General features: G+C 61.2%; 14 protein-coding genes. 9 read left to right on the top strand and 5 right to left on the bottom strand.

The window, feature by feature from the left end:
- Positions 1-112: 112 nt before the first annotated feature.
- Positions 113-3,478 carry an RHS repeat domain-containing protein gene (locus A7X65_RS30425; protein WP_063692239.1) on the bottom strand — a complete coding sequence of 1,122 codons (3,366 nt, stop codon included), beginning with the start codon at positions 3,476-3,478 and terminating at the stop codon, positions 113-115.
- A 536-nt stretch (positions 3,479-4,014) separates the two neighbouring features.
- Here A7X65_RS30425 and A7X65_RS30420 point away from each other — a divergent pair.
- Complete coding sequence (locus A7X65_RS30420) at positions 4,015-4,581, top strand: serine O-acetyltransferase (RefSeq protein WP_063692237.1); 567 nt, start codon at positions 4,015-4,017, stop codon at positions 4,579-4,581.
- Here the strand turns inward: A7X65_RS30420 and epsC are convergent.
- Entirely contained in the window at positions 4,578-5,174 is a 597-nt protein-coding gene (gene epsC, locus A7X65_RS30415; protein ID WP_063692235.1) for a serine O-acetyltransferase EpsC, read from the bottom strand. The two genes, A7X65_RS30420 and epsC, sit on opposite strands and share 4 nt — an antisense overlap.
- An 82-nt stretch (positions 5,175-5,256) precedes the next feature.
- On the bottom strand, positions 5,257-6,534 hold the full coding sequence (locus A7X65_RS30410) for a lipopolysaccharide biosynthesis protein (protein ID WP_167358302.1): 1,278 nt from the start codon (positions 6,532-6,534) through the stop codon (positions 5,257-5,259).
- Between the two features lie 662 nt (positions 6,535-7,196).
- Here A7X65_RS30410 and A7X65_RS30405 point away from each other — a divergent pair.
- The gene (locus tag A7X65_RS30405; RefSeq protein ID WP_063692231.1) at positions 7,197-7,406 is read left to right on the top strand and encodes a hypothetical protein; all 210 of its coding nucleotides are present in this window, start codon (positions 7,197-7,199) and stop codon (positions 7,404-7,406) included.
- A gap of 17 nt (positions 7,407-7,423) precedes the next feature.
- Here the strand turns inward: A7X65_RS30405 and A7X65_RS30400 are convergent, their stop codons facing one another.
- Together A7X65_RS30400 and A7X65_RS30395 are read right to left on the bottom strand one after the other, a co-directional pair.
- Positions 7,424-8,596, bottom strand: coding sequence for an acyltransferase family protein (locus tag A7X65_RS30400; RefSeq protein ID WP_082885110.1), 1,173 nt, complete (start codon positions 8,594-8,596; stop codon positions 7,424-7,426).
- The gene (locus A7X65_RS30395) at positions 8,596-9,912 is read right to left on the bottom strand and encodes a hypothetical protein (protein WP_063692229.1); all 1,317 of its coding nucleotides are present in this window, start codon (positions 9,910-9,912) and stop codon (positions 8,596-8,598) included. Before A7X65_RS30395 ends, A7X65_RS30400 begins: the two co-directional genes overlap by 1 nt.
- 145 nt (positions 9,913-10,057) lie before the next feature.
- On the opposite strand from A7X65_RS30395, the gene A7X65_RS30390 reads away from it, so the two are divergent.
- The 7 genes from A7X65_RS30390 to A7X65_RS30360 all read left to right on the top strand — a co-directional run bounded on the left by A7X65_RS30390 (position 10,058) and on the right by A7X65_RS30360 (position 17,641).
- On the top strand, positions 10,058-11,401 hold the full coding sequence (locus A7X65_RS30390; RefSeq protein WP_063692227.1) for an O-antigen ligase family protein: 1,344 nt from the start codon (positions 10,058-10,060) through the stop codon (positions 11,399-11,401).
- A gap of 94 nt (positions 11,402-11,495) precedes the next feature.
- Positions 11,496-12,125 (top strand): hypothetical protein, encoded by a 630-nt coding sequence (locus A7X65_RS30385; RefSeq protein WP_145667633.1) that lies wholly within the window; start codon positions 11,496-11,498, stop codon positions 12,123-12,125.
- A gap of 100 nt (positions 12,126-12,225) precedes the next feature.
- Positions 12,226-12,825, top strand: a complete 600-nt coding sequence (locus tag A7X65_RS30380; protein ID WP_063692225.1) for a transglutaminase-like cysteine peptidase — start codon at positions 12,226-12,228, stop codon at positions 12,823-12,825.
- A gap of 187 nt (positions 12,826-13,012) precedes the next feature.
- Positions 13,013-13,510 (top strand): hypothetical protein, encoded by a 498-nt coding sequence (locus A7X65_RS30375; RefSeq protein WP_063692224.1) that lies wholly within the window; start codon positions 13,013-13,015, stop codon positions 13,508-13,510.
- A gap of 6 nt (positions 13,511-13,516) precedes the next feature.
- Positions 13,517-15,730 (top strand): polysaccharide biosynthesis tyrosine autokinase, encoded by a 2,214-nt coding sequence (locus tag A7X65_RS30370; RefSeq protein WP_063692223.1) that lies wholly within the window; start codon positions 13,517-13,519, stop codon positions 15,728-15,730.
- Between the two features lie 67 nt (positions 15,731-15,797).
- On the top strand, positions 15,798-16,496 hold the full coding sequence (locus A7X65_RS30365) for a hypothetical protein (protein WP_063692221.1): 699 nt from the start codon (positions 15,798-15,800) through the stop codon (positions 16,494-16,496).
- A 134-nt stretch (positions 16,497-16,630) separates the two neighbouring features.
- Positions 16,631-17,641, top strand: a complete 1,011-nt coding sequence (locus A7X65_RS30360; protein ID WP_063692219.1) for an NAD-dependent epimerase — start codon at positions 16,631-16,633, stop codon at positions 17,639-17,641.
- Position 17,642 lies beyond the last annotated feature (1 nt).

The raw sequence follows: 17,642 nt of genomic DNA, 5'->3' as shown, positions 1-17,642 counted from the left end.
TCGTATGATTGCAACGCGAATATAACGGCACTTCGCGCGCTTGCCGGCGCGCGAAATGACAGAAGAGCGACAAGTGCCGGATCGAGAGGCAGTCTCGCGCGATCCGTGCAGCCTACACGAGCAGGAAATTGTCGTGCGTAAGACTGGTCGAATTGACATGCGCGAGCAGAATCGAAGCGCCGTCGCCCAGATGGACGATCGCGTCTGCTCCCGCCTGTGTGATGTTCAGATGAGCGAAGTCGGGTGCGAACGATTTGGACAGCTGGATGACGTCGTGGTTCGCAGCGGCGCCCGCGTGGAAGCCGGAGATCTGATCGTTGCCGCCGTTGAAGACGAACGTCGTCGAAGCCGCCGCCGTGAACAAGTCGTCGCCGCTGCCGCCCTTCAGCGTGACGCCGGCTGCATTCGCCGTCTCGACATGCGTGCCGTCGGTCTTGAGCAGATCGGTCTTCTGCAGGACGCCCGAGGCGTTGTAGGTCTTGTCCTGCACGCCGGACGACAGGAACGTATAGACGTCCTTCACGCCGCTGCTCTGGGTGACGACCTTGGACGCGAGCTGGCCGGCGTCGTCGTAGTAGGTCGCGGTCGTGCTGCCGTCCGCGCCCGCCTTGAAGGTGTAGTCGAGCGAGCCGTCGGCATGGGTGCGCGTCGCCGACGTCAGCTTGCCGGCGGGGTCGACGTGCTGAACGATGTCGACGTATGACTGGCCGACGACGCCATAGGCATAATTGTCCTGGCTGTTGTCGGCGTGCAGCACGTACATCTTGGCTTTCACGCCGTCCGTGAAGAGGGACGTCGAGGTCGGTCCATCCGCGATCTTGACGATCTCCTGCGTGATCGACCCGGCGGCGTTGAACAATTCGTGGACCAACGATCCATTCGTATGGTGAACCGTCTGGGCGATCTTCGTGCCGTGCTCGTCGTACTGCGTGCCGGTCTTCGTGCCCTGTGAGTCGATGACCTCGGTGGATTCGAGGGTGCCATCGGCATGCGTGCGGACGATCGACGTCAATTGACCAGATGCGTCGACGTGCTGGACGATGTTCTCGTAAGGCAGGCCTTTGATGTCGAACGCGTAGTTGTCCTGACTGTGATCGGCGTTCGTGACGTACATCTTCGTCTTGAGGCCGTCGCTGAAGAACGTCGTCGTTCTGACGCCGCCCGCGGCGGCCACGGTTTCGCTGACGAGCGCGCCGGCCGGGTCGAAATTGTCGGTGGTCTTGATGCCGTCAGCAATCGTGACCTTCTGCGCGTAGCTGCCGTCGGCATGCAGCCGCTCGAACAGCACAAGGTGACCCGCCGCGTCGAACCCGCTGTGCTCGGTCACATAGGCCTTTTGCTTGATGTTCAGCGCGTAGATGTCCCTGGTCCCGTCGGGATGCGAGATCGCCTCGGCGATCTTCACGCCCCTGGCATCGAAGCTGGTCGATGTCGTCGTGCCGTCGGCGCTGCGCGTCTCGGTGTAATCAAGGGTTCCGTCCGCGTGGGTCCTGACGACGGATGTGACAACGCCGCTGGCGTCGACGTGCACAACCTCCGCCACATAGCTCTTTCCCTTGATGTTGTAGAAGAAATTGTCGTTCGAATGGTCAGTATGGGTGACGAACATGGCTGTCTTGACACCCGCATTGAAGAGCGTGGTGCTCGACGAGCCGTCGGCGTTCGTCTTGGTTTCCGACACGAGTGCGCCGGACGAATTGTAATGCTCGTCGGTCGTGCTTCCGTCGGCGGCGATATAGGTCTTCCCGGTCACGGCGCCCGACGCGGATTTGTGTGTCACCTCGGTGACATAGGGTTGACCCGTGATTCCATAGACGAAGATGTCCTTCGACTTGTCGGTATGGGTGACGGTCGTCGTCGTCTTGATCCCCTTTTCATAGGACGATTCAGCGGTCGATCCGTCGGCGTAGGTCACGAGATCGTAGACCGGGAGGCCGGATTGATAGGCTATCTGCTCGGTCGACGTGAGCTTGCCGGTCGAATCGTAATTCTCGGTGAGGCTCCAGGTGGACGCCGAGGTGGTCACCGCGAATGAATAGCCGCCCTTGATCGTCGAAAGCACGCCGCCATAATGCGAGATCATGTAATCCATGGTCTCTTTCGTCGACACGGCGAGAACGTGGGTGTCGGTCAGCGTGATGGATTTGACGGTTCCGGCGGCGTTGAGATCGGACAGGTCGGCCACGATTTCGGCTGCGGTGCCGGTGATGTCGGTCACGGGAGGCGGCGGCGCCGAGGGCGCGGGGGCGTCGATCTCGATGATGAGCGGATGGTCGCTCACCGGGACGGTGAAATCCTGGACGTTGCTGTAGGTCGCGATCGGCTTCCCGCTCTTGAGCGGATCATAGACCGTGACGGTTTTGTGTACGCTGTTCAGGTGGACCTTGGCCTGCTTTGTCGGGTTCGCAATCTCGACGTCCTTGGCGTCGTTCCAGAGCTGCGGTTCGGCCCAAACCACCAGCTCATAGGCTCCATTGCTCTTGCCGAGGACCATGCTGTTGCCCGTCGCGGGCAGATTGTCGATCGTATAGCCGAGCGCCTTGGTGGGCGTGCGGCCGCCGTCGCCATCGTCGGCGAGGAGTGTCGTCAGATTGTGGATCGCAGTCGCGGCCAGCTTCGGTGTGCCGTCCGTATTGAAAAGGCCGAACTTGCCTTCAGGGTCGGAGCTGCTGCCGTGGTCGAGCAACTGGTACAGATACGTCGTGGTGACGCCGTTCCTGAAGGCATCGACGAGTGAATTCAGGATGGACTTGGCCTGCACCAATTGGTCGACGCCGAGGCCATTGTAGCTCGCCAGCGTGGTGTAGCCCGTCTCGGTGATGACGGAAGGGTTGTTGCGTGAGCTGGTGGCCGCGAGGTCGACGGCGAACTTGATGCCGTAGTTCTCGGGTGTGGTTGTCGCCACGTAAGCGTGGGCGTTGGAAAAATCGGAATAGTTCGAGAGGTCGCCGAGCTTGGCGTAGCCCTTCTCGTCGTTCAGTCCCAGCGTCAGGTTGTAGACGGCGACGTTGCCGAGATGTGCATCGGCCTTGACGGCCGTGTAGAGGGCCTTCTGAAACTCGGCGGCAGCATGGAGGGAGGAGCTGCCGTTGTAGCTAAAGGCCTGGATATTAGCCTCGTTGAGACCTTCGATCGCGATGACGCTGTTGGGATATGTTGCCTTGAAGCTGCCGAGGGAAGCGAGGAATTGAGCAATTCCTGCCGAACCCGAAGCCGGCAGATTGGACGTCACGACGAAGTCGAACTTCACGCCGGCTGCGGCAAGCGCATCGACCACGGGGATTGCGGACGGGTCCGTCGGCAGCGAATCCCGGACGGTCGTGACGCCGAGATAGCGCAGGCCGTCGATGATCAGGCTCGAGTTGGCGTAGGTTCCGTACGAGGATGCCGCCGAGTAGGCCGCGTGCGCATTGACTGCGATTGAACCGACGAATGCATGAGCGGAGAGGACGGCGGAAGATGTACTGGTCGTCGTCATGATGCGATTCCAAGTTGAAGGCTTTCACTCACCTCTCTCACGCAACTTGGAAGTTTTCATGTTTGAAGAGATTGGAAATTCGTTTTGTCGCACTGTTTCGATGAGCGCGATGATCGCGTGAGCGTCGCAGCGGCAAACGTGTGCGCGACGGTTCCGCAACGCGCGCATCTGCACGTTCGCACGCCACCGTCATGGAACCCGCGCCTCTTACGTACAAACGACGATGTCGGTTGCGATGAAAAAGCCGGCAGATGCTTCGTTCCTGCTCAGCCGCGCCGCATCGACTTGTGAATCGATCACGCAATTCAGGCCGCGCGTTGTTCAAGTGTTGTTGGCCCGATGTTCATTGCGTGTTTCATGTCGCCGTTGTCGTGACGGCGCAGGATCGTCTGCATGCTTGCGTCTTGCTCGCACAACGGCGAAGCATTGAAGGACTTCTGCACGACAATGGATGCTTGGAAAGCGTGTGGAACTTGCTACATCATTGTTCCGAGGCCGGTGGCAACATCGGCACGAACCGTCCAGCAGGGTGATGAATGAGCATGTGGAGACAGGATCTCAAGCGAAACGCCGCGCGCAACGGTCTGAAGGGCGCGTTGATCGCTTACGTCACGTCACCCGGCTTCGCCCTCATGTCACGCGCGAGGCTCGCGTTCTGGCTGAACGCCCGGGGCAAGGTTGGCAGGCTGTTTTCGCGGTTGGTCTGGCGGTCCACCGTCAGGAATTACGGATGCTACATTGCCCCAACCGCACGGCTCGGAGCCGGCCTATGTCTGCCGCACCCGGTCGGTGTCGTGATCGGCGAAGGCAGTGTGATCGGAACCGACGTCACGATCTACCAGGGCGTCACGCTCGGCCGGGCCTCGCATGAGGTCGACGCCTACCCGTCGATCGGCGATGGTGCGGTGATCTACGCCGGCGCGACCTTGCTGGGGCCAATCAGGATCGGACGCAACGCCGTCGTCGCGGCGCATTCGGTGGTGCTGTCAGACGTGCCGGACTTTGCCACGGTCGTGGGCGCGCCTGCGCGCATCGTCCGCACGTCGAGACCGGACGACGCGCTGCCGGCCGCGGACGTCGGTCGGGCGGCGTCGTCGCGCTAGGCTGCTTCCGGCGCCAGGCCTTGCAACGCGTCCTCGGACTTCGGTGAAACGTCGGAGCGCGGCAGGATCTTGGCGGGAGCGCCGACCGCTATGGAATTGGGCGGCACGTCCTTGAGCACGACCGCATTCGCGCCGATCATGGAATTGCTGCCGATGGTAATGCTGCCGAGGACGACGCATCCGGCCATCAGGGAAGCCCCATCCTCGATCCGCGGCCTGCCCCGGTCGGAGTGATCCTTTCGGCCGATCGTGATGTGCTGCAGCAGCGTCACGCGCTTTCCGATATCGCTGGCGCCGACGACGATTCCATAGGGATGCGGGATATAAAGACCGCCGTCGACATTCGCCGCGAGGGCGATTTCCGAGCCGAACAGCAGGCACGAAAACCACCAGACGATGCGGCGCAGAATCCTGCCGACGAGCGGGACGCGGAAGAGTGCCTCCTGGATGCGCCAGGCAAAGACGAACTGAAAGCCCGGCGTCAACAACAGCATGCGTATAACGAAGGCCGGGGTGACCGGGGTGTGCTCGCGCGAGGCGTAGTGGGCAAGATCCTCTTTGATCTTGTCGACGATCTTGGTCTTCTGGGTCATCAATGTGAGCTCCGCAACGCCGCCTTGGCGCTGGCTAGATCCAAATGGCCTCGCTGGTCGGCAAGGCGGTCTTCGTTTCCACTCATGCGCCACCGTCGGAGGAGTGCGACGCACCGGCCGAGCGAAACGCTCCTGCCAGGAACCAGGCGCGCATGAGCAGCAGGATAATCGCGGTCAGGAAAATTGCAATTCCCGCGCCCGTAAGGCCGTAGGCGACAATGCCGACGCAGGTCATCGCGGTCGAAAGACAGACCCCGATGGTGTTGATGGCAGCGTAGGACGCGTCCTTTTTCGTGCTGAGGAGACCGACATTGCCGAGGTCGGAGCACGAACGCAGCACGGCCGCCGCAAGCAGCAGCAGGAACAGGCCCCGATGCTCGCTCAGCCCTTCCATGGCCATGTAGCGCAGCGCCACCTCGCTTGCCGCGAAAATGGCCACGGCCGCGCCGGTGGAAATCGAGACGACCTTGATGAATTCCACGCGAAGGGCTTCGCGCCATGCCTCGCGATTGCCGCTTGCATAGGTCGCCACGAGAACGGGAAGGGCGGTTTGAACGACCGCGGTCGATACCAGCGTCTGCAGCGAATTGCTCAGCGACCAGAAGAACGTGTAGATGCCCGTCGCCGACAGTCCGAGGAAAAAGCTCACGATGTAGCGGTCGAGATACATGAGTCCGACGAGGCTGACGTCGCTCACATAGATGTGCCAGGATTTCTTGAGACGGTTGGTGATCCAGTCGAAATCGACGTCCCGCGAGAGCACGCTGCCGAGCTTCCACTTTCGGGCCACGATGCCGAGCACGACAAGGGCAAAGACGTTCGAGACGATCCAGGCGCACAGCACCGTCTCGATCGAGCGGAATTGCGGAAATAGCAGGCCGAGGCCGATGACAAAGGGAATCCAGGCAGCGGAGCGAAGCAGAACCAGCACATTGGCGACGATCGCCTTGTCGAGGCCGATCAGCGGCAGATGCAGGTCGAGCCCGATTGTTTCGAGCCACACCAGGACGGCGATCAGCGCGTAGAGGGTTGTGATCGACCGGTGCAGGTAGAACGACAGCACTACCGCCAGGACCGTAGCCAGGCTCAGCGAAACGATTGTGACAAACAGGCGATTCCTGACCCGGATCGCCGCTTCAGCCGGCGACAATCCGACGACCTCGCGCGCCACGAAATAATTCAGGCCCCATCCGATCACCGCCGGCGCAAGGCCGGTCACGCCGACCGTCAACCCATAGACACCGGCCGCGTCGTAGCCGAGATATTTGATGACGTAGAAGGACAGCAGGAATCGAAGCCCGAGCGTCGCCAGTCGAATGAGCACATTCGCGAAGGCAACCAGCTTCTGGGGGACTTGCATTGTCAGGGCACCGATCATCCGTGATGGCGCAGGGCAAGCACATCATCCGAGCGGTGTCAAAGGCGAAGCGTCATCGCGCGGAATAGTGTTTGCTCGTTATGCGCGAAAACGTTCGATCGTTTCGTTGCTCCGCCGAAGTTTTAGCCGCTGTGCCTCATCGCAGGCAGGCACGTTGTCAGAACCGATTGCGCAAGAGCGCTTTCGGGTCAGGTCCCGGCACGCGGTGGCCGGGATAGAGAGGCGTGATTCAGAGCGGCCGGAGGGTTGATATCGCGCGCGGCCGGAATGCAGGGAGGCATCCCGGATGCGACGCGCGTGTCGGCTTGTCGTTTACCTGTGTCGTGAGGCGATCGGCTGGCTGGCTTCCATCGCGATCGCGCAGATCGAGAGTCGGCAGGGCTGGCGCGGTGGGAGGCCATGCGCCGTCCGTCGAAAGTCCAACTGGACGGCCGGGTTTCAGCCCGTACGGTTCCCTCCTGACGCATCGGCGCAAGGCTGGTCGTCGCAGGCGAAGGCCGATCGTGCCGTTCATTCGATCTTAGCCTTCGCGGCGCGATTGCCGGATTCCGGGCAAATGGTCAACGCACCTTTTACCGTTCCGGGCCTAGGCTGGTCAAAAGGCGTGAAAATAGAAGATCCGGGTTAACCAAGGGGAGGGAGGAATGAAGGCGAAACTCACGCGCGATAGCGCGAGGGCGCTTGTCGACGCGGGCTACATGCCTCTGGCGCATTACATCGAGATGTTCGGTGAAGACGCTCCGCCAGAGACGATCTCGCCCAGCATCGTGCCGAAAAAGCGGCGTACCGCACCAGCCAAGAAGCTTGCCGTCGAGGCAGCCCAGGTGAAGCATCCCTCACGCCGTCGCCCCTGACGATCAAGACCTGACCATCAAGATCTGGCGTGGTCGCGCATGTCGCCGGCGGCCGCACTCTGGACCTCGGCCGCGATCTTGCGATCGTGCGTGCCAAGCAGGGCTGCGATGGCATTCCGCAGCCGGACCTCGATCAACTCATAGGTGATCGTCGAGGCGATGACGGAGGTCAGCAGCCCGACAATTACGAACATGGGCCAGACCATCCAGGGTGAATAGCCCTGGGAAACCAGCCGTGCTCCGATGACCTGCAGCGGGTAGAGCGCGAACGGGTGAACGAGATAGAGGCTGTAGCTGATCTTGCCCACGAATTGTGGTGTGGCCCTCGACATCAGCTGCGCAAAGGACGAGGTCGGGTTCAGGACCGTCGAAAACAGGATCAGGCCTGGAAGCAGCCCCAGGAACGGATGAACATACTCCAGCAGCATGTACATCAGCGCCAGGCACGCGACGCTGAGCAGCAGCCCCGATATGCCGCGCGCTCCGATACGCAGGTCGATCGCCCTTAGCGCGAATCCGATCAGGAAATAGGCCGAGATCGGAAACCAGAGAACGGTGACGACGCCCGTCACAACGAGCAGGGCGGTGACCAGCCGGGAGCGCGTCGCGAAATAGAAGGCCGCCGCGAACCACAGATAGAAGATCCACTCGTATGTCAGCGTCCATGCATTCTGCTGCCCGAGCGGCAGGTTCAGAATGTCGGGAAGGAAGAACAGGTTCGCGAGGAAGATCTTCGCATATTCCAGCGCGTCGATCCCCCTGAAGAACTTGTATCCGACCAGCGGCCCGACGACGAACAAAGCGAGATGAAGGATGACGAAGACGGGAAGGATGCGCAGGCAGCGGTCGAGGAAGAATTTCGAGACCAGTTGATGCCGGACGAGGCTCGCCGGGATCAGGTAGCCGCTGATCATGAAGAACACTTCGACCCCCCGGCCGAAGGTTCCGATGATGGCATCGAACCACGACGGCACCTGTGGCAGGAAGCCGGCCGTGAGGGGCATGTCATAGAGATGGACGAGCAGGACGCTGAGCGCAGCAAGGCCGCGCAGCCCCTGTATCGACGGTTCAAAGAGCCGGGCCTGGGCGGCGGAGCCGTGCTGCGCGAAGATATTGTGCCTGCCTTCGGATATCTTCTTGGCGAGATCCTTCGCCCGTTCCGGACCCGATGGCCGTTCCAGAAGAGCCATCACCCGCTTGCAACCTTCAGCAGTTGCGGCGGCGGTGTCATGGCATTGCGGTTCGCGCGTGGCAGCGGCGACGCCTTGCCGAAAACTTCACTGAACGCCATGGTGATCACCAGCAGACCGCTCGCAGGACCGTAACCGAGAACGGTTATGGTGTAGAAGTTCATCACAAAGATGGCGGTGAGCTTGTAGATGTCGCGGGTCCTGGCCACGGCCATGATCACGAAAACCACGAAGAGCACGAAGATCGGACCGAACATCAGGTAGGTTCCGATGTAGAAATTATCCACCGGCACGTAGTAGCTGACCTTGTTCGAGAACAGCTGCTGCGGATAGTTGAAGCAGCCGAGGCCACAACCGGTGAAATATCCCAGCGGCATCAGGTCGTTCATGTAGACGAACGGCAGCTGCCAGCTGTTGTTGATGCGGTCCTGCAGGCTGTACAGGCTCTTGGCGACTCTGCCGAGATTGGTCCCGCTGAACGCCAGCATCAAGGCCGGCGGGACGAGCAGGCAGGTAAAGGACCAGAGCGCGAGCGAACGAAGCGCAGCGAAACGGTGGCGTTCGTCGAACGCGCGAACCAGCAGCAGGGCACCGATATAGATCACCAGGACGCCCAGCGCGGTCTTGTTGGTCGAAACCTGGATCGCATAGAGGGCGGGACCTGCCCAAAGCAGGCACCAGAGCACGCTCTTGCGAATCGACGTGAACACATAGGTGATCAGCACGAAATACGCAGCCATGGTGCTGTCGGCGGCGAACCCCGAGATGCGGCTTTCGCCGCCCGTCCACCACAGCCGCGCCGCGGTGCGCGTCGCGCCGAAGGATTCGTATGAGAAGGCGACCCACGGCAGCCGCGAATGCGCGGACCAGAAGATCCCGATCATCGACGCGAAGAACAGAAAATAGATGACGTTCAGGAGCAGCTTCTGGTCCTTGAACTCGCGGCCGCAGAAGCAGAATCCGACGAAAGCCGGCGCGATCATCTTCATCGAGGAGGCGAGCCCCTTCGTCTCCCCCAGGAACACCCAGCCGAGAAACAGCGCGAAGATCGTATAAAGAACGAGCAGGATGGCGATGATGTTGCCCTGCTTGAACGCATATCTGTACGTGAACGCCGCGACGCAGGCGAATGCAAACAAGTCGGGAACGAACCAGAGGGCGTCCAGATGCGTGAGGCTCGCGTAGTAGCGAAACACGCCGGCGAAGGCGTCGCGGCTGAAATACAGCAGCACCGCGCAGCCTTCGAGGGTAGGCAGCGCCCAGACCGAAAGTGCGGACTCGCGCTTTTCGGCGAGCGGCGTTGTAGGTTGATCCATCGTAGGGCCTTCGGTTAGATCGCGCGTGCTGTCAGAGACCGATAGGCCTGGTCGATAGCGTAGCAAATTGTCTCGATTTTGGTCATTCTACACGTCTGGCTTAATGAAGTGATCGCCGATTCCGCAGCTTGCCGATAGAAATTCAGTGCTTCGTATATCCCGGTTCATCGCGATTGTAGTCTTCGTATTGGCCCCTTTGCCCTTCGGGTCGGTCGATCTGGTCTGGATCTGGATCTGGACGGCGCTTCTGATCGCAAGCTTGTTGACCGCCAATCTTTCCCGCGTTTGCAACTCGGACCTCTGGATTGTCGGACCGGTTGGGGCGATCCTGCTGCTATTATGTGCACTCACGATTCTTCAAATCTCCCCCGGGGCGAGTGATGCGCTCGCCGATCCTTCCTGGCGGATTGCCAGGGATGTCGCGGGGATGACGGAGCCAAATCGCATTTCCGCGACTGCATCGGTGCCCTGGATTGCCTTCGGCTCCAGCCTGCTGTTCGGACTCACGTTGTTGCGGGCCTATCTGCTTGCCACTGACGAGCAGGTGGCGAGGCAGGTGTTGAAAGCGATCGCATACGCGGGATTTGCCTATGCGCTCTACGGAATCCTCGCGCATCTCGCGGCGCCGACCATGCTGCTCTGGCGGAGCAAGGAATATTATCTCCCCTATGCGACGGGAACGTTCGTGAACCGCAACACGGCTGCCGTTTTTTGGGGCAGTTGCTCGGTTTTGTTCCTGGGCCGTCTGGCCCCGATTGTATCGAACGCCTTGATGTCCAAGCCGTCGCGCCATGACTACTCATTCACAGACCATCCGGCCACTCTCGCTGTCGGATTTCTGACATGTCTTGTCGCCACTGGCATGACAGGCTCTCGGGCCGGAGTTCTGCTCACTCTGTTGAGCCTTGCCTGCCTCGCCAATCTCCATCTCATGCAACTTCGGTTCCAATCCAGGCATTACTGGCTGGCCACGGGAGCGATCGCGGCGGCCACAATCGTGGGTTTCCTGGTGATCGGCGGCAGCGTGATCGGACGGGTCGGTCTGTTCGGCCTAACCGACGGTCAGCGTGCGGAAGTCTATCGGACCGCACTCGAGATGCTGCGTGGGCACGAATTGTTCGGCATCGGCGTCGGAAATTTCGAGACTGCATTTCCGCCCTACCGTCCGGAAAGTCTCGGCAGTCAGGGCATCTGGGACAAGGTGCACAGCACGCCGCTGGAAATGATCGTGTCGGTCGGACTTCCCCTGGGAGCGACAATATGCGTCATCGCGGCTTTCTTTTGGGCGCGAATGCTGTGGGGCGCCTTCTCGCGACTTCGTGACCGGGAAATTCCTGCAATGGCCGCTTCGGTGTTTCTGCTCGGAGTGTTGCATTCGTGTATCGATTTCTCGCTACAAATTGCTGGCTTTGCAGTGGTGTTCGCGGCTATTTCAGGCTGCGGCCTGGCGCAATCGATCTCGACGACACGACGTCCGCAAAGACGCTAGGCAGTTTACCATCCGTTAAATATAGTCAATCGCATCTTCTAAAATCCTGTATGTCTGACACATGTCTTTTCTTGGAAGGAATTGGGGTTCCCAGATGCGCATGATACCCGGGTTGGTGATTGCATTGCTGCTGGCACCATCGACATCCAACGCGGCGACAGCCGTCGACGTAGCCTGCGCGCCCGCTGCCGCAGGTGTGACCGCCGAAAAGGCAACTCAGTTTCTCGACAATCCCGCCGGGCTGCTCGCAGGAATCGCTGAAGGTGAGGAAGGCAGACTCTCCGCGGCGGTTCGCGATTTCGCCACGATGCGTCCCGAGACGGTGGAAGGCATCGGCTCGCTCTCGAGCGCCAGTTCCCCGGCGCAGAACCGCGCGATCGGCGCAGGACTCGGAACGGCAGCATCGACCTGCGTGCTGAGTCATCCGGCGACCGCGATGGCCATCCAGGAAGCCGTCCTGAAGACCGAGAACAACGACCTGATTCAGTCTTTTGTAAGCATCACTGGCGATGTTCCGACCACCGCGATTCCCGGCTCCGACCCGAATGGCGAATCGATCGCGGGAGGTGGGCGCGCCAGCACGGCGGCGCCGGCCGCTGGCTCGGTAAGTAGTTCAACGAGCACAACTTTTACCGGGGCTTCGGCTCCGTCGACGGCGACGTTCTTCTCGGCAGCCTCGGTCACCTCGATCAATCCGCTCGCTCAAACCAGCCCGACGAACTGAGCGAGCGCGCCAATTACGCGCAATTTTACGAAATTGCGCAATTGGGTTGAGAAGTTTCGAGGCTACCGTCTAGCGATCAAGTGTATCGCGGGAGGCGGTAATGAAGCGTCTGGTTGTAGCCCTGTTGGTTCTGAGTTCTTCGTTGCCGTGCCTTGCGGCCGAGCAAGCGACGAGCAAGGGCGTCTTTCTGAAGGAGTCGCAGAACGTTCTGGCTCCGTTGCAGTTTGTGAAATTCTGCATCAACTATTCGCGCGAGTGCGAGCGGAGCTCGCCTGAGGCGCAGTTGCCGGCCCGCGACGTCGCCTTTGCGATGCTCGAAGAGGTCAACGCGAGCGTGAACCAGGCGATCTCGCCTGCGACGAAATCGACCGAGCCGCTGCTGGCGCGCTGGACCATCTCGCCGTCGTCGGGAGATTGCAACGACTACGCGATCACCAAGCGTCATCTGCTTCTCGAAAAGGGCTTGCCCGCGAGCGCATTGCGTCTTGCGGTGGTCTATGCGCCCGCTGGTGGACACCTCGTCTTGATCGCGCGGCTGCAGGACGGTGACTATGTTTTGGACAATCTCACCTCCGACGTTCGCGATTGGCGCGGATCGAGCTATCAGTGGGTGTCGATGGAATCCGGCGAGGATCCTCGCTTCTGGGTTTCGATCGCCAAGCAAGATCATCGCGATTTTGCCGAAGTCGTGAGCAAGTAAGGAGCCTCGCGAAAAGTCCCGATCGGTTTTCTTTTGCAATGCACAAAGACTTGCCGTATTTATCCGCTAATCGCGGCTAATCCTTTAACTACGGTGAGACCCAGTGCTTCGTAGAGACCGCAGTCGCCTGTTGGGCCTTCATTCGCGTGCTCCGATCCTGGCACGATCAATCCTAGCCGTGGCGTGCGTGACGCTGGCCAGTGTGTCGTCTGCGACGGCACACTGTTTGCCGTTGCTGCTCAGGACTCCGCCTGTCGAGCTTCGCCTCTTCTCGGCCGATCCCGGGCATGTCCTGAAATACGCGAAGAACGACAAGACCAAGATTGAAGGCAAGGTCACCGAATATCTGGCCAGTGATCCCGATCTGCTCCCGCAGATCGGGAAATTGGTGTCGCTGGCTCCGGAGTCGAGCCGGTCGGCAATTGGACGCGGCATGGCTCGGGCCGCGCAGCATTGTGGCCCGATCGAGCCCAAAGTCGTGCAGAGCATTATCGATTACGTCCGGAAGTTGCAGGACTCGTCGGTGAGTGCCGGCTATGCGTCGATCGAGAGCGACGCACCTGTTCAGATTTCGTCACAGAGCAAGCCGGCCCCCCAGTCCAACTCTTTATTTGAGGGAGAATGGAACATGGATGTCGGCAATCCGTTCGCCCCCGTCCCGCTTCCTCTCGAATTGCCGCGATAGAGCAGCATGTATCAGCCGCGAAATACCTTCGACGCCGGACAATCTTCGTCGTTGCCGCTCAACACGGCCGTGTTGACCTTCGAGCGGACGCTCGACATCGTTCGTCGGCAGTGGCCGTTGATCGCCTCTGTCGTGGGCGTGTGTCTGGCCGTGGTGGTGGCCTATGCGCTGACCGCCACACCTTATTACACGAGTTCCGTCAGCATCCTCGTCGATACCCGTCAGGCCGTTCTGAACAAGTCGACTGACGCGGCGAACAGCACGCTGATCGATCCCGGCTTCGTCGAGAGCCAGGTCGAAATTCTCACGTCCGACGATTTGGTACGCTCGGTCGTTGATTCGCTGAACCTCACCAGCGATCCCGAATACACCCAGCCGGACATGATCTCCTCCGTCGTCGGGACGATCGTCAATCTGCTCGGTCTCGGCGAGCCGGAATCCAAGGATTTCGTGAAGCGGATGGTGGTCGCCAGCCTCAAGAAGAATCTGAAGGTGGAGCGTGTCGGCGTCACCTACGTGCTGACCATGTCGTTCCGCTCGACGGTGCCCGAGAAGGCAGCGAAGATCGCCAACGCCTTGGCGGACGCGTACATGACCAGCGTCCTTGAAGCCAAGTATCAGTCCACCAAGCGGGCCAGCGAATGGCTGCAACGGCGAAGCGCCGAGCTGCAGCAGCAGGCGATGGAGGCCGATCGGGCGGTCCAGACCTTCAAGGCCGAGAACAACATCGTCGGCACGAGCAAGGGCTTGATGAACGAGCAGCAGCTCTCCGACGTCAACACCCAGTTGATCCAGGCGCGCGCCGGCACCGCGGAAGCCAAGGCCAGGCTCGACCGAATCAACGCGATCACGGACCAGGATCTGGCTCAGCCGACCGTGACGGACGCGCTCAGCAACACCGTGATCACGCGACTGCGCGCGCAATATCTCGATCTCGCCGCCCAGTATGCCGATTGGTCGAACAAGTACGGCAAGGACCACCAGGCCTCGGTCAACCTGGCGTCCCGCATGCAGGAACTGCGGCGGGCGATCAAGGACGAGGTCAAGCGCATCGCCGACGCCTACAAGAGCGACTACGAGATCGCGCGCAGCCGGGAGAGTTCGCTGGAAGCGGATCTCAACAAGCTCGTGAGCCAATCCGGCAGCGCCAGCCAGGCCCAGGTGAAGCTGCGCAATCTGGAGAGCGCCGCCGACACCTACCGGACGCTGTACAACAACTTCCTGCAGCAATTGCAGGAAGCGACGCAGAACCAGAGTTTCCCGATCAGCGAAGCCAGAATCATCAGCACGGCCCAGAAGGCGGACAAGAAGAGCTGGCCGAAGACGGGCCTGCTGCTCCTGGGCGGCCTCATCGGAGGCCTGTGCTTCGGCCTCGGCGGTGCCGTCGGCAAGGAAATGCTGACCGAAGTGCTGCGCACGCCGTCGGAGGTCGAGGCCGAGACGGCGCTGCAGTGCCTTGGCACCCTGCCGGAGCTTCGCCCCGACGCCGCGGATGGGTCGTCCTCGGACGTGCGCGGGGCGGCGTTGACGCGATACGCGCTCGAACATCCGTTCTCGCGATTCGCCGAAACGCTGCGCAACATCAAGACCGCCGTCGACCTGTCGCGCCTGACCAGGGAAACGAACGTCATTGCCGTCGTCTCCTCGCTCCCGAAGGAGGGCAAGACGACCGTCGCCGCGAATCTCGCGCACCTGGCTGCCCTCGCCGGGCATCGCACGCTGCTGATTGATGGCGATCTGCACACCCAGTCCCTGACGCGGAAGCTCGCCCCCGGCGCCAAGTCCGGTCTCGTCGAGGCCCTCGCCGATCCCGCGCAGTTCGAGCACCACATCCAGGTCGACCGGCAATCCAACCTCAACTTCCTGCCGTCGGTCGTGCGGGCGCGGCTGGTCAATTCGGCCGATGTGCTGTCGTCCCAGTCGATGTCGGATTTCCTCAAGGTGGCGAAGAAGAAGTACGACTACATCTTCGTCGATCTCGCTCCCGTGCTTCCGGTGACGGACGCCAAGGCCGCCGGCCATCTGGTCGACGCCATCGTCTATGTGGTCGAATGGGGCAAGACCCGCCGTGCGGCGGTGAACGAGGCCATCCTCGATCTCGAAGTGTTCCGGAGCAAGATCGTCGGTATCGTGCTGAACCGCGCCAATCCGAAGACGCTGAAGCGCATCGAGTCGTACAAGGGGCGGCACTATTCCGACTATTACGTCGAGCAGGCCTGATCGGAAGCAGGGGACCCGCCGCCCGTCTGCGGTATTTGCGGTCGTCGTCAACGTCGTCGTCGCCGCAATGGCGCTGGTCTGGCTGCTGTCGGTCGCGAGCTATACGTTCCGTCCCACGTTGCAGGATCTCGCCGCGCGTCTGAGCCGCGGTGAGAACTACGACAACGAGGTGCTCCAACGGATTGCGTCCCGCTACGAGGACGCCTCAATCGTATTTTGCGACGCGAGGCAGCGCCGCAACCTGCTCCTGATCAATCTGCGGCTCCTGAGCAATCACCTGGAATCCGGCAGCATCGACGCGCTCGATGCGAGCCTGCAGAACGTGACGCGCTCGGCGAAGCAACTGATCGCATGCTCGCCCTCGGAATCGATCGCATGGCTGGCCTTGTACTGGGTCGAGATTCGGGCCGGAGGCTTTGGCCCGACCGCGATTTCCTATCTCACCCAGTCCTATCGTTTCGGGCCGCACGAGATCTGGGTTCAGCTGTTCCGCGCGCCGCTGGCGCTGCGTGCCTACGGCTTCCTGCCTGACGACCTCAAGCGGCAGACCCGCGCCGATTTCGACGACATTATCGGCGCTCGTCTGTTTCCGACCGCGGTTCTGATGTATCAAGCCGCATCGCAAGCAACCCAGGCGGTGCTGCTCGAGGGCATGTGCACCGATCCGGTCGAGGTGAGGCTCATCTTCCGTCGCTTTGCCGAGAGCCGCGGGCTGCGCATTACGCATGCGTGCTTCGCCGAGCCCGGCAATCCCGTCCGCGGCTAGTGGCAGGTTTCCTGTCGCGCATGAAGCGCCGGCGCCCCGATGCTGCCGTGCACGAAACTGCCGAAATCCGAGCCTTGCTTCGGACGTATCAGTCTGGCATTGCAGTGCGGTAAGGACGAAGCGACGAGTTGATCATGGCTCCTGTGATTGTGACCGGCGCTGCCGGCTTTATCGGCATGCATGTGTGTGAGCGTCTGCTCGCGCGCGGAGAACAAGTCGTCGGTATCGATGCGTTCACGCCATACTACGATCCCGCGCTGAAACACGCGCGCCTCGCAACGCTCGAGCACCGTCCAGGGTTCAAGTTCTACGAGATCGATCTGGCCGATTTCGCCGCGGTGACGCGTGTCTTTGATGAGGTCTCGCCCGATCGCGTCGTGCATCTGGCGGCGCAGCCCGGTGTGCGCGCCTCGATCGACGATCCCATCACCAGCATCCGCGCCAATTGCGACGGCTTCGTCACCGTGCTCGAGGCCGGCCGTCGCCATGGCCTTGCGCATCTCGTCTATGCCTCGTCGAGCTCCGTCTACGGTGCCAACCGCACTTTGCCGTATTCGACCGAGCATTCGGTGAACCATCCCGTCAGCCTCTACGCCGCCAGCAAGAAGGCGAACGAGCTGATGGCGCACACCTTCGCGCATGTTCACAAGCTGCCGGTGACGGGCCTGCGCTTCTTCACCGTGTACGGTCCGTGGGGCCGGCCCGACATGGCCGCCTGGCTGTTCACGCGTGCGATCTTCGCCAATGAGCCGATCAAGATCTTCAACAACGGCGACATGTGGCGCGACTTCACCTATGTCGACGACATCGTCGAAGGCGTGATCCGCACGCTCGACCGGCCGGCGGCGCCGAACCCTGCGTGGAACGCGGAGCGGCCCGAAAATTCGTCGAGCTATGCGCCGTATCGCGTCTACAACATCGGTAACAACAGGTCGGTCAAGCTGCTCGAGTTCGTCGAAACGCTGGAGAAGATCATCGGCAAGCCCGCGATCCGCCAGTTGCTGCCGATGCAGCCGGGCGACGTGCTGGAAACGCGCGCCGATATTTCCGCTCTCCAGCGCGACGTGGGCTTCTCGCCGTCGACGTCCATTGCGGACGGGCTCGACCGTTTTGTCGCGTGGTATCGCAAGTATCACAACCTCTGAG

This window comes from Bradyrhizobium stylosanthis, assembly GCF_001641335.1.
GTDB classification, from domain to species: domain Bacteria; phylum Pseudomonadota; class Alphaproteobacteria; order Rhizobiales; family Xanthobacteraceae; genus Bradyrhizobium; species Bradyrhizobium stylosanthis.
Note: the sequence above shows the minus strand (reverse complement) of the source record. Positions and strands in the feature narration are given on the sequence as shown.